General features: G+C 60.9%; 9 protein-coding genes. 3 read left to right on the forward strand and 6 right to left on the reverse strand.

All coding sequences use genetic code 11. The annotated features are described in order from the left end of the window. Nucleotides 1–9: 9 nt before the first annotated feature. From ACM6IV_RS19550 to speB, 3 genes are read right to left on the reverse strand one after another with little or no spacing between them, the layout of a single operon-like run. A complete protein-coding gene (locus ACM6IV_RS19550; protein WP_414871250.1) occupies nucleotides 10–1512 on the reverse strand; it encodes a purine-cytosine permease family protein in 1503 nt (500 codons plus the stop codon). Between the two features lie 55 nt (nucleotides 1513–1567). Next, entirely contained in the window at nucleotides 1568–1990 is a 423-nt protein-coding gene (locus tag ACM6IV_RS19555) for a YybH family protein (RefSeq protein ID WP_414871251.1), read from the reverse strand. A gap of 10 nt (nucleotides 1991–2000) precedes the next feature. Then, nucleotides 2001–2951, reverse strand: a complete 951-nt coding sequence (gene speB, locus ACM6IV_RS19560; protein WP_003222717.1) for an agmatinase — start codon at nucleotides 2949–2951, stop codon at nucleotides 2001–2003. Nucleotides 2952–3347: 396 nt separating this feature from the next. Here speB and ACM6IV_RS19565 point away from each other — a divergent pair, with 396 nt between their 5' ends. Together ACM6IV_RS19565 and ACM6IV_RS19570 are read left to right on the forward strand one after the other, a co-directional pair. Continuing rightward, nucleotides 3348–4241, forward strand: coding sequence for a LysR family transcriptional regulator (locus ACM6IV_RS19565; RefSeq protein WP_007956593.1), 894 nt, complete (start codon nucleotides 3348–3350; stop codon nucleotides 4239–4241). Nucleotides 4242–4244: 3 nt separating this feature from the next. Then, nucleotides 4245–4841 (forward strand): tRNA-uridine aminocarboxypropyltransferase, encoded by a 597-nt coding sequence (locus ACM6IV_RS19570; RefSeq protein WP_414871252.1) that lies wholly within the window; start codon nucleotides 4245–4247, stop codon nucleotides 4839–4841. A gap of 121 nt (nucleotides 4842–4962) precedes the next feature. Here ACM6IV_RS19570 and ACM6IV_RS19575 read toward each other — a convergent pair whose 3' ends face one another. From ACM6IV_RS19575 to ACM6IV_RS19585, 3 genes are all read right to left on the reverse strand, one after another. After that, nucleotides 4963–6324 carry an HlyD family type I secretion periplasmic adaptor subunit gene (locus ACM6IV_RS19575; protein WP_414871253.1) on the reverse strand — a complete coding sequence of 454 codons (1362 nt, stop codon included), beginning with the start codon at nucleotides 6322–6324 and terminating at the stop codon, nucleotides 4963–4965. Nucleotides 6325–6334: 10 nt separating this feature from the next. Further along, nucleotides 6335–8494: a type I secretion system permease/ATPase gene (locus ACM6IV_RS19580; RefSeq protein WP_414871254.1), complete on the reverse strand. Its 2160-nt coding sequence runs from the start codon at nucleotides 8492–8494 to the stop codon at nucleotides 6335–6337. A gap of 126 nt (nucleotides 8495–8620) precedes the next feature. Then, entirely contained in the window at nucleotides 8621–9979 is a 1359-nt protein-coding gene (locus ACM6IV_RS19585) for a TolC family outer membrane protein (RefSeq protein ID WP_414871255.1), read from the reverse strand. Nucleotides 9980–10512: 533 nt separating this feature from the next. Between ACM6IV_RS19585 and ACM6IV_RS19590 the strand changes: the two genes are divergently transcribed. Continuing rightward, on the forward strand, nucleotides 10513–12378 hold a 1866-nt coding region (locus ACM6IV_RS19590), incomplete at its 3' end, for a retention module-containing protein (protein ID WP_414871256.1).

Consider the following 12378-nt stretch of genomic DNA (forward strand, 5'->3'; position numbering starts at 1 on the left):
GGATCTGCGTCAGGCGGCCTGGCGCAGTTCAGGTTTTTCTATGACTTGGTTGCGGGCATCCGTCGGGCCAAACACTTCGCGCGGTTCCGGGAACAGGCTCAGCAGCGTCAGGTACACCACCGACGCCAGGCCCAATGTCACCGGCAAACTGATGTCGATGCCGCCGGCCATTTCCCCCAGCGGGCCAACGAATTGCCCCGGCAGGTTGACGAAGCACAGACCGACCGCCGCGCTCGGGATCCACGCGCCCAGACCGCGCCAGTTCCAGCCGTGGCTGAACCAGTAGCGGCCGCCCTGTTCGCCGCGCGTGAACACTTGCAGGTCGTCCGGGCAGTAAAAGCCGCGCCGCACCAACAGGCCGATGATCATGATCACCATCCACGGGGTGGTGCAGGTGATGATCAGCACGGCGAAGGTCGACACGCTCTGCACCAGATTCGCGGCAAAACGGCCGATGAAGATGAAGGCAATCGACAGCACGCCGATCAGCAGTGTCGCTTTCACTCGCGAGAGAACGCGCGGGAACACGCTGGACATGTCCAGCCCGGTGCCATACAGCGAGGTGGTGCCGGTGGACATGCCGCCGATCACCGCAATCAGGCACACCGGCAGGAAGAACCAGCTCGGCGACACTGCCAGCAAACCACCGACATAGTTGTTCGCCGCGATGTAGTCCGGCGCCTTGATCGCGACGATGGTCGCGGTGGTCAGGCCGAACAGAAACGGGATGAACGTGGCGATCTGCGACAGCACTACCGCTGCCATGATGCGTAGCTTGGAGGTGTCACGCGGGATGTAGCGCGACCAGTCGCCGAGGAACGCGCCGAAGGAAATCGGGTTGCTCATCGCCACCAGCGCAGCGCCGATGAACGCCGCCCAGAAACCCGGCTGACCGAGGCTGACGGTGCCGGCGTAATGCGCATCGAAAGGACCGGCGAAGGCGAAGATGCCCAGCAGGAATAGCAGGCTGGCGCTCCACACCGCGATCTTGTTCACCCACAGCAAAAAGCGGAAGCCGTAGATGCACACGGTCAGCACCAGAATCGCGAACAGACCGTAGGCCAGGCCCAGAGTCAGGTCGGTTTCCGGCAGACCGATCAGGCGTTTCGCACCACCGATCAGCGCATCCCCCGAACTCCACACCGAGAGCGAGAAAAACGCGATGGCGGTCAACAGCGACAGGAACGAACCGACGATCCGCCCGTGCACACCGAAGTGCGCACCGGACGACACGGCATTGTTGGTGCCGTTGAGCGGGCCGAACAGGCCCATCGGTGCGAGGATCAGCGAGCCAAGCAGCACGCCCAGCACAATCGCCCAGACGCCGGCCTGAAAAGACAGACCGAACAGCACCGGGAAACTGCCGAGCACGGCGGTGGCAAAGGTATTCGAACCACCGAAGATCATCCGGAACAAGTCCGTCGGGCCTGCGCTGCGTTCGTGGTCCGGGATCTGTTCGACCCCGTGGGTTTCAATTTGCGTAAGGCTTTGGTCGTTGTTGTTGTTATTCATGATCTGCTCCGATCATAAAGGCGCGCTCATCGTGCGTGAGCGTCACCTGTCTTGGCTAAGGGGATGGCAGCCCTTCCGGCATTGCGGATAAATGTTCGTGGCAGGCCAGCCAATGGCCTTGTTGTTCTAGGCTCGACGCTTGTTTCTTGAAAACAATCGTCTCGCGCTCCTGGCTGAAGTGTTGCTCCCCTTGCATGCGCAGCTCGGTGGCCACGTCATGGATGAAAATCGCCACGTCACCCTGCAGGCTGACGAAGGCGTTGCTCGAGGTGCACGCAAGCACCTCGAAGCCATCCTCGGCGCGCCAGCGGTCCCACAAGGCCTGATAGGCTTCGCGCGACAGCAGCGGCTGTTCGAGGGTGTAGAAAACGAAACTCGCATCGGCGCTGAACGCGCCGAAATAAGCTTCGCGATCGTTTCGGGCGAAGGCGGACACCAAGTCGGCGGCCGCTTGCAAAACCTGATCACGTTCGTTCATGACCCGATCCTCAGCGATGGACCACGCCAGGCAGTACGCAGAGCATTTCGTACAGCAGGTTGGCGGCCAGCAGCGAGGTGTTGCCGGTGGTGTCATAAGCGGGCGAGACTTCTACCAGATCGCAACCGATCAGGTCGAGGCCTTGGCAGCCACGGACGATTTCAATCGCCTGAATGGTCGTCAGACCACCGATTTCCGGGGTGCCGGTGCCAGGCGCCCAGGCCGGGTCGATGCCGTCGATATCGAAGCTCAGATACACCGGACCGCCGCCGACTTTCTCGCGCACTTCGGCCATCAGCGGCGCCAGCGACTTGTGCCAGCACTCCTCGGCTTGCACCACGCGGAAGCCCTGATCGCGGCTCCAGTTGAAGTCGTCAGCGGTGTAACCCTGGGCGCGCAGACCAATTTGCACCACGCGGTCGCAGTCCAGAAGACCTTCTTCGACGGCGCGACGGAAGGTCGTACCGTGGGCGATCTTCTCGCCGAACATGTGATCGTTGACGTCAGCGTGGGCATCGATGTGCACCAGACCGACCTTGCCGTGCTTCTTATGAATTGCGCGCAGGATCGGCAGGGTGATGGTGTGATCGCCACCCAGAGTCATCGGGATCACGTTGTGCTCGAGGATGTTGTCGTAGGCTTCTTCGATGATGCGCACGGCGTCGAGCAGGTTGAAGGTGTTGATCGCCACGTCACCGATGTCGGCGACCGACAGCGAGTCGAACGGCGCCGCGCCGGTGGCCATGTTGTACGGGCGGATCATCACTGATTCGGTGCGGATGTCGCGTGGCCCGAAACGGGTGCCGGGGCGCAGCGAAGTACCGATGTCCAGTGGCACGCCAACAAAGGCAGCGTCCAGGCCGGCAGCGGTCGGTACATGGGGAAGTCGGAGCATGGTGGCGATGCCGCCGAAGCGCGGCATTTCGTTGCCGCCCAGTGGTTGGTGAAGAATCTTGTCCACGGGTAGGGCCTCATCGTCTTTGTTTTATTTATGTCGGCGCACCGCTGAGCACAGGTTGGCACGCCGCTGTGGGGCCGATGATGCGAAATGTAGTGCGGCGGAAGAATCGCTACGGGCAAAAACTTAGTTCAGATTTTTCTAAACTAATGGGCGAGGGGCGATTAGACTTTGTCGGATTCGGGTCGTGTGATCGGCAGGAGATCGTTGCCCTCACCCCAGCCCTCTCCCCCAGGAGAGGGAGCTGATCTCCATGGCTTTCGAATCCTGAGTTCGACTCGATATCACAGGTCGATGCGCATCCTGAGAGCACCGCGGTCGGCTCCCTCTCCCTCCGGGAGAGGGCTGGGGTGAGGGAAGGTTCTATCAGGCAACACATCTCTAAAGCCCGGAGCAGACATGGCCAACGCTTTACCCGACCTGAAACTGTTGCGCATCTTCGTCAGCGTCGTCCGTCATCAGGGTTTTGCCAACGCGCAGCAGGAACTCAACCTGTCGACTTCGGCGATCAGCACTTACATGAGCCAGCTCGAAGCCGCGCTCGGCCTGGTGCTGTGTCATCGCGGGCGCGGCGGGTTCAGCCTGACCAGCAAGGGTGAACTGTTCCATCAGGAAACCCTGCGTCTGCTTGCCGAACTCGAAGGCTTCGAGCAATACGCCGCCGCGCTCAAGGGCGAACTGCGCGGTACGCTCAACCTCGGCGTGATCGACTCCACGGTCAGCGACAAGGCGTTGCCATTCGCCGAAGCCATCGGCGCCTACAGTCAGGAACACCCGGCGGTGCATTTGCACCTGTCGGTGATGAGTCCTTACGAACTGCAACTCGGCGTGCAGGACAACCGTCTCGATCTGGCCATCGGTGCGTTTTCCACGCGCATGAGCGGTCTGGTGTACATGCCGCTGTACCGCGAGCAGCACTGGTTGTATTGCAGCAGCCGCCATCCGTTGTTCAACGAGCGGCGCATTCCCGAGCAAGTCATCACTCAACAGCGCATGGTCGGGCGCGGTTACTGGAGCCAGGCGGAATTGGCGCGGCACGGCTTCAAACACAGCGCCGCCACGGTGGAAAGTATGGAGGCGCAGCTGATTCTGGTGCTGTCCGGCGCTTACATCGGTTATTTGCCGGAGCACTATGCCCAGGCGTGGGCCGACAAGGGCGATCTGCGCGTGTTGCTGCCGGCGACGTTCGGTTATCAGGCGCCGTTTTCGATGATCATGCGTCGCGGTCGTAGCCGTGAACCGCTGATTCAGACGTTCCGTGATTTACTCAAAGCTCAGCTCAATCAGGCCTGAAAAGTGACCAGACCCCAATGCCCGCGCTGCCTGCGCCCACTCACCCATTGCCTGTGCTCGCTGATCCCGAGCCTCGACAGCCGAACCCGGGTGTTGCTGTTGCAGCATCCGAGCGAGGTCAACCATGCGTTGAATACCGCGCGCCTCGCGGCCCTCGGATTGAACAATGCCGAGCTGATCGTTGGCGAGGTGTTCGAGGATTTGCCGGCGTTGTTGAACCGGCCGGGGTATCAGGCGCGGTTGTTGTTTCCGGCTGAGGATGCGCAGCCGATGCAGGCTTATGGCGAGTCTGATGAACCACTGTTGCTGGTCGTTCCGGATGGCACCTGGCGCAAGGCGCGCAAGATGTTGCACCTCAATCCGTTGCTGGCGGCGTTGCCGCGGGTGACGCTGACCGAGGGCGGCGTGTCGCGCTATCGCTTGCGCAAGGCGCCGGGGCCGGGGGCGTTGTCGACGATTGAGGCGATTGTGCAGGCATTGCAGACGCTGGAGCCGTCGGCGTCGTTCGAGCCGTTGCTCAAGCCGTTCGAAGCGTTGATCGAGGGACAGATTGCGGCAATGGGGGAGGAGATTTTTCAGAAGAATCATGGCGAAAGATAGGTGTTGGTAATTCCGGCCTCTTCGCGAGCAAGCCCGCTCCCACAGGGGAACGCATTCCAAATGTGGGAGCGGGCTTGCTCGCGAAGGCGCCAGATCAATCACCGCAAAATCCGGATAATCACTACCGCTCGCGCATCGCCTCGGTCCGGGCTTTGAGCACCGGTTTGAGCAAGTAATCCAGCACACTTTTCTCCCCGGTAATAATGTCCACCGTCGCCACCATCCCCGGAATGATCAGCAGCGGTTTCACATCCCCGCCCAAATGGTTTTTATCGGTGCGCACCTGAATAAGGTAGAAGCTGTTGCCCTTGTCATCGGTAATCGTGTCTGCACCGATCAACTCAAGCCTGGCACTCAGCCCGCCATAAATCGTGTAGTCGTAAGCACTGAACTTGACCATGGCTTTCTGGCCCGGATGCAAAAACGCCACGTCCTGCGGCCGCACTTTCGCCTCGATCAACAGGTTGTCTTCCAGCGGCACGATTTCGACCATGTCGCTGCCCGGCTGGACCACGCCGCCAATGGTGTTGACCTTCAATTGCTTGATCACCCCATGTACCGGGGAGGTCACGGTGGTGCGGGTGACGCGGTCGTCGATGGCGATGCTGGTGGCGGTGATTTTCGACAGGTCGGTGCGTTTCTCATTCAGCTCCTTGGCCGCCTCAGAACGGAAGGTTTGCTCGGATTCGTCAATCTTGCTGCGGATCTCGGCAATCGCCGATTCGGCGCGGGGAATGGCCAGCGTCGTCGCGTTCAGCGAGCCACGGATTTCCACCGCGCTGCGTTTCAGCCGGAGGATTTCCACCGGCGACACCGCGCCGGTTTTCACCAGCGGTTCGGACATGTTCATCTCTTGCTGAAGCAACGCCAGACTGGAGCTGAACTGGCCTTGCTTGGAACGAAACTCGGCAAGCTCCTGGGTTTTCTGCCGCAGCTGTTCACTCAACGTGCGCTGCTCGCTGGCCAAGCGGCGTTGACGCTGTTCGTACAGCGAGCGTTCGTCTTCGGCGACCTGCGGTGCCTTGGCTATCACCTCTGCAGAGAGCTTGAACGGCCGGCCTTCGGCCTCTGCCGACAGTCGCTCGACCTGCGCCGTCAACGCATAACGATCGGCCTCGCTCTCGCCTTTGTTCGAGCGAAAGCGTGTGTCATCCAGACGCAGCAACGTGTCGCCCTTGTTTACCATTTGCCCTTCACGCACAAAGATCTCGGTGACAATCCCGCCCTCAAGGTTCTGGATCACCTGAACCTTGCTCGACGGAATCGCCTTGCCTTCGCCCATGGTGACTTCTTCGAGCACGGCAAATTTGGCCCAGACCACCGCGCTGATCAGCAGCGCCGCCGCCAGCCACACGGTGATCCGTGACCAGCGCGGTGAGTCCTGCAACGAAGCGCCGGCGGTTTCCGGCATGAACTCGGCTTCGGCGCTTTTGCCGAAACTGTCGAAGTAGCCGCGTGATTTGCTATCGGAGGAAGCAGACATGGGGCAACTCCTAGACCGCCGCCGAGCCGACACGGCCCTTGCGCAGTGCATCGATGACCGCTTCTTTCGGGCCGTCGGCGACGACCCGGCCGTTGTCCAGCACCAGTAACCGGTCGACCAGGCTCAGCATCGACGTGCGGTGGGTGACCAGCAGCAGCGTTTTGCCTTGCACCCAGCCGTGCAGCTTTTGCCGCAGTTGGTCTTCGCTGCTGTTGTCCATGGCACTGGTGGGTTCGTCGAGCAGCATGATCGGCGGATCGAGCAACAAGGATCGCGCGAGCAGCACCGCCTGACGCTGGCCGCCGGAAAGCAATTGCCCGCGTTCACCCACGGGCCGATCGAAACCTTGCGGATGCTGACGTGCGAGCTCGGTCACGCCGGTCAGTTCGGCGACTTCGAGCATCCGCGAATCGCTGATGTAGCGTGCGCCGAGCGTCAGGTTGTCGCGCAGGCTGCCGGCCAGCAACGGCAGGTCGTGGGCGACGTAACCGATCTGCTGACGCAGGTCGGCGACATCGAGTTGGCGCAGGTCGAGGCCGTCGAGCAGCAACTGGCCTTCCTCGGGTTCATAGAAACCCATGACCAATCGCGCCAACGTACTTTTGCCCGAACCACTGCGGCCGATGATGCCGACCCGTTCACCGGGTTTCAGGCTGAAGCTGACATTGCTCAGCGCCGGCGCATTCTGGCCGTTGTAGTGGAACGTCACGCCGTTGACGTCGAGTGCGCCTTGCAATTGCGTGCGTTCCAGCGGCCGCTGTTTGCCGTCGCGCTCTTGCGGCAGCGCCATCAGCGCGTCGGTGCTTTTCATGGTCAGTTGCGCTTGCTGATAGCGGGTGATCAGCCCGGCGATCTGTCCCAGCGGCGCGAGTACACGGCTGCCGAGCATGTAGGTGGCGACCAGCGCACCGACGCTGAGGTTGCCGGCAATGATGCTGTAGACCCCGGCGACAATCGTTGCCATCCCGGAAAACTGTTGAATGAACAAGGTGCCGTTGGTGGCCAGCGCCGACAGGTTGCGCGCATGGCTGTCGAGGCGGGTGAGGGCGCCGTGGGTGCTTTCCCATTTGTGCTGGCGTTCGCTTTCGGCGCTGCAGGCCTTGAGGGTCTCCAGGCCGCCGAGGGTTTCGATCAGCACCGCCTGGCGTTCAGCGCCGAGGCTCAGGCTCTTTTGCACGGTGTCGCGCAGGCGCACCTGAATCGCCATGGCGAAGATGATGGTGATCGGAAAGGCCAGCAGTGGAATCACCACCAGCCAGCCGCCGAGCAGGCCGATGACCACCAGCATCAGCACCACAAAGGGCAGGTCGATCAGGCTGGTCAGGGTTACCGCTGTGAGGAACTCGCGCAGGCCCTGGAAGTCATGAATGCTCTGGGCGAAACCACCGATGGTCGCCGGCCGCGCCTTCATCGACATGCCGGTGATGCGTTCGAACAAAGTCGCGGAAAGGATCACATCGGTTTTCTTGCCCGCGGTGTCGAGCAGGTGCGCGCGGACTACCCGCAATACCAGTTCGAAACCGGTGCCGATCAGCAGGCCGATCGACAGCACCCACAGGGTCGAGGTCGCCTGGTTCGGCACTACGCGGTCGTAGGTCTGCATGACGAACAGCGGCACCATCAGGCCTAAAAGGTTGATCAGGAAACTGGCGAGAATCGCATCGCTGTAGAGCCATTTCGACAGCTTCAGGGTGTCGCGAAACCACGCATGTACCCGTGGCACCAGCGGCGAGCGCAAGTCTTCGAGTTCGTGGCGCGGGCGTGCGAACAAGGCTTGGCCGCTGTAGTGCTCGGCAAGTTCTTCCCGGCTGATCCATTGCTCGCCACCATCGGCTTCGCTGGGCAGGATCAGTGCTTTGCCGTCGTCAGCGAAACGCCGCAATACGGCGGTACGGCCGTCGTTGAGCAGCAGCAGAATCGGCAGATTGAGCGGCGAGATGTCTTTCAGCTCACGGCGCAGAATCCGCGCCTGCAGCCCGGCCCGGGCGGCTGCACGGGGCAGCAGGTCGAGGCTCAGGCGCTGTTTGTTCAGGGGCAGCCCGGCACTCAGGCTGGCGCGACTGACCGTCGCGCCATGCAGTTTGCAGAGGATCAACAGACCGTCGAGTAACGGATCATCGAAGCTCAGCCGCGGATCGATCCCGGTATGGCCGGGTTCCATGCTGGTCATATTGATCGCTCCCGTGAAACGGTGGCACTGGCTACATATCGCCCTATTCAGGTGCTGCCGAAGGCTGCGATCTTTTGATCTTCAAAATCCAGAGATCGCAGCCTTCGGCAGCTCCTGCACGGGGATTTACTTCAGCTCGGGCAGGCGTGCTTCGTTTTTGACTTCGGTCGCAGCGATCGCATCGGCCGGCAGCACCACCCGTTGCTTGCTCAGCAACTGGCCCATGTTCGCCAGCACGCGGTACATCGAATATTCCTCGGTGTAGCGGATTTCGGTGTAGCGACGGTTGGCGTTGTAGAGCTCGTTTTCACTGTCGAGCAAGTCGAGCAAAGTCCGTTGGCCGAGGCCGAACTGATCCTGATAGGCGGCGCGTACGCGTTTGGTGGTTTCCGCATATTCGCGGGCGGTCGGGGTCTGCTTCTTGGCGTTAAGCATGGCGTTCCACGCCAGGTGAATGTTTTCGTTGAGCTGACGCAGGGCGTTGTTGCGGATGTCCATGGCCTGGTTGATCTGGTGCGCGTCAGAGGCCAGGCGGGCCTTGTCGCTGCCGCCACGGAACAGGTTGTAGTTCATCACCACGCCCACGCGCCATTCGTTGTCGTGACCTTCATCGCCCTGCACGTTGTTGTTCGCGCCGACCGCTGCTTCAGCGTCGAAGCGCGGATAGAACGGTGACTTGGCGACTTCGTACTGGCTCTCGGCGGATTGCACATCAGCTTGGGCGGATTTCAGGTACGGATTGTTTTCGACCATGCTCTGCTGGGCTTCGGGCAGGGTCGCCGGCAACTCGCCACGGGTCGAGGCGGGGGTTTCCAGCTCATCGGGCATACGCCCGACCACGCTGTAGAAGTTCGATTCGGCATCGGCCAGATCGACTTCGGCGGTGTCGAGGTTGTTTTGCGCCAGCGCTTTACGCGCGACCGATTGATCCGAGTCTGCGGTGCTGCCGACGCCGCGCTCGGTGCGCAGGCCGATCTGATCGTTAACGCGCAAGTGCGCCTGCAGGTTGTTGCGGGCCAGCGTCACCAGTTCGCGACGCTTGAGCACTTCGAGGTAGACCTCGATGGTACGCAGCGCCAGATCCTGGGCGGTGCCTTGCGCGTAGTACGCACGCGAATTGGACACGCCTTTGGTGCGCTCGACTTCGTTGGCGGTGTTGAAGCCGTCGAACAGCATTTGCCGCAGGCGCAGCTCGGACTGGGTGTAATTGAGGATTTCGGTGTGGTGATTACCGAAAGCCCGAGTATTGGTGTTGTCGCTGTAGCCACGGCCATAGGCAGCATTCAAATCGACGGACGGATAGAAGCCACCCTTGGCGACTTTGACTTGTTCATCAGCGGACAGGCGGGCGTCCACGCGCGAGGCCAGTTCCGGGTGAGTGGCGATGGTGCTTTGAATCGCCTCGGTAAGGTTCATGGCCTGAGCTTGAGAAGTGCAAGCCATGGCCAGCAAAACCGCGCTGCAGAGGGGGGTTAGAACGCGCATGGGTGCATCTCCCTGAGTCCTGATGGTGTGTTACTGTCGCCAAATATTTGACGATATTTTGTGGTGTCAGCGTTTCACTCTTGTAACAACAGAGCTAAGAACATCCTGAAGCGTAGCTAAGAAAAAATTTTCATAAGGCTTATGCCGAAAAAAACTTATGCGCTTTGTAAAAACCGGCACATTGTTCAGCATGAAAGCCTTTGTTTTATGCGCTTTAGGGAGCGCAAAAAGGCTTGAGGAAAGTTCCATTCACTTTGCGACATACGGCGAAGTACTGCTGAAGGGGAGGGACGCGCAACGGTAGGAAGGTGACAGATTTTTGTCACCTGAGTGATTCACCACCGTTACGTAGCGTTAGTGGGCGTAGTGCTTTGATCAGGATGCGGAAGTGCTTGATAGCACGAATGTTTCCTCAACGAGCCACCTGCGAAACGAACTGTCGGGAGGTGCGAGCGTCGCCTCCGACAACCCGATTGAGCCATGGGCTGCTTCGCTTACCAGTGCCGACGGTGGTCGGCAGCGGAGGATTTCACATGGCAACGCTCATCGGCACAGTCACTAAAGTCATTGGCCAGGTTTTCGCTCAGTCAGCCGACGGTACTAAACGCGCACTGGTTGAAGGAGATCGCCTGTACGCCGGCGATCAACTGATCACCGGCGCAGAAGGCGCCGTCGCCGTTCATCTGCAAAACGGCCAGGAGCTGACCCTCGGACGCGGCAGCAGCATGACCATGACCGGTGAACTGCTGGCCGGTCAGGCTGCTCACGTAAATGCCGCGGAGGCCGTGGCCCCGAGCGACGCGCAACTGACTGACGTCGAGCAGATCCAGAAAGCCATCGCCGCCGGTGATGACCCGACTAAAAGCGCCGAAGCCACTGCCGCCGGCCCGAATGCCCCGGGCGGTGCACCCGGTGAACTGGGCGGTGGTCACAGTTTTGTCTTGCTGACGGAAGTTGGCGGTCGGGTCGACCCGATCATCGGTTTCCCCACCGCCGGGTTCGGCGGTATTCCTGAATTCCCCGAAGAACGTCGCAACGCGGTGATCGACAACGGCGACGACACCCCGGCAGTCGTGGTGCCGCCACCGGTCAACAATCCGGTGACCCTCAGCGGCCTGAACGTGGCTGGCGGCGAACTCAACGTCAATGAAGCCAATCTGCCCGACGGTTCGTCGGCCAACCCCGGCGCCCTGACACAAAGCGGCAGTTTCACCGTGTCGGCGCCGGACGGTCTGACCAGCCTGAGCATTGGCGGCATCAACGTCATCGTCGGCGGTGTGCCGATCGGCTTCCCGCAATCGATCACCACGCAACTGGGCAACACCCTGACGATCACCGGTTACAACCCGGCGACGGGCACGGTCACCTACAGCTACACCCTCAACGGTAACGAAACCCATGCGGCCGGCGACGGCGTAAACAATCTCAGCGAACAGTTCACCGTGATCGCCGGCGACAGCAATGGCGATACCGCGACCGGCACGCTCGACGTCAACATCACCGACGACGTGCCCAAAGCATTTGACGACGCCAACGGTACGGCCTCGGAAACCTTGCTGACCCTGACCGGCAACGTGCTGACCAACGATGTGCAAGGCGCTGACCGTGTACCCACCGGACCCGTAACCCCGGGCACGTTCACCGGCACTTACGGCACCTTGGTTTTGAATGCCGACGGCACATACACCTACACGCTCAATACCAGCGACGCCGACTTCAAAAACCTCCACGGCGGCGGCAACGGCACAGAGACCTTCGCCTACACCATCACCGATGCGGACGGTGATACCAGCACCGCCAACCTCGTGTTGCAGATCCACAACAACGACGACCCGGTGATCATCAACGGCTTGAATGTCGCCGGCGGCGAACTGACGGTCTATGAGAAAAACCTCAGTGACGGCAGCGCGCCGGATTCCACTGCGCTGACGCAGAGCGGCACTTTCACCATCACCGCGCTGGACGGTGTGACGACGCTGACCGTCGGCGGTATCGCCGTCGTCACCAACGGCGTAGCCGCAGGCTTCCCGCAATCGATCACCACGCCGCTGGGCAGCACGCTGACTATCACAGGTTTCAACGCCGCCACCGGTGTCGTGAGTTACAGCTACACCCTGGCCGATAACGAAGCGCATCCAAATGCCAATGGCGCGAACAATCTGCCTGAGCAGTTTGCCGTCACGGTCGTTGACGATAACGGCACCACCGCCACGGGCACGCTGGACGTGAACATCGTCGACGACCTGCCAAAAGCCAACGATGACAGCAACGGAACAGCGTCAGAAAGCCAACTGACCCTGACCGGCAATGTGCTGACCAACGATGTACAAGGCGCTGACCGTGTGCCCACCGGACCCGTGACCCCCGGCACATTCACAGGCACTTACGGCACTTTGGTT

Source organism: Pseudomonas sp. IT-347P (assembly GCF_949768005.1).
Lineage (GTDB): Bacteria > Pseudomonadota > Gammaproteobacteria > Pseudomonadales > Pseudomonadaceae > Aquipseudomonas.

Bases quoted from the DNA above. Each gene is read 5' to 3' on its own strand.
- ACM6IV_RS19585 (WP_414871255.1), bottom strand. From the start codon at position 9,979: ATGCGCGTTCTAACCCCCCTCTGCAGCGCGGTTTTGCTGGCCATGGCT.
- ACM6IV_RS19555 (WP_414871251.1), bottom strand. From the start codon at position 1,990: ATGAACGAACGTGATCAGGTTTTGCAAGCGGCCGCCGACTTGGTGTCC.
- ACM6IV_RS19550 (WP_414871250.1), bottom strand. From the start codon at position 1,512: ATGAATAACAACAACAACGACCAAAGCCTTACGCAAATTGAAACCCAC.
- ACM6IV_RS19575 (WP_414871253.1), bottom strand. From the start codon at position 6,324: ATGTCTGCTTCCTCCGATAGCAAATCACGCGGCTACTTCGACAGTTTC.
- ACM6IV_RS19580 (WP_414871254.1), bottom strand. From the start codon at position 8,494: ATGACCAGCATGGAACCCGGCCATACCGGGATCGATCCGCGGCTGAGC.
- ACM6IV_RS19565 (WP_007956593.1), top strand. From the start codon at position 3,348: ATGGCCAACGCTTTACCCGACCTGAAACTGTTGCGCATCTTCGTCAGC.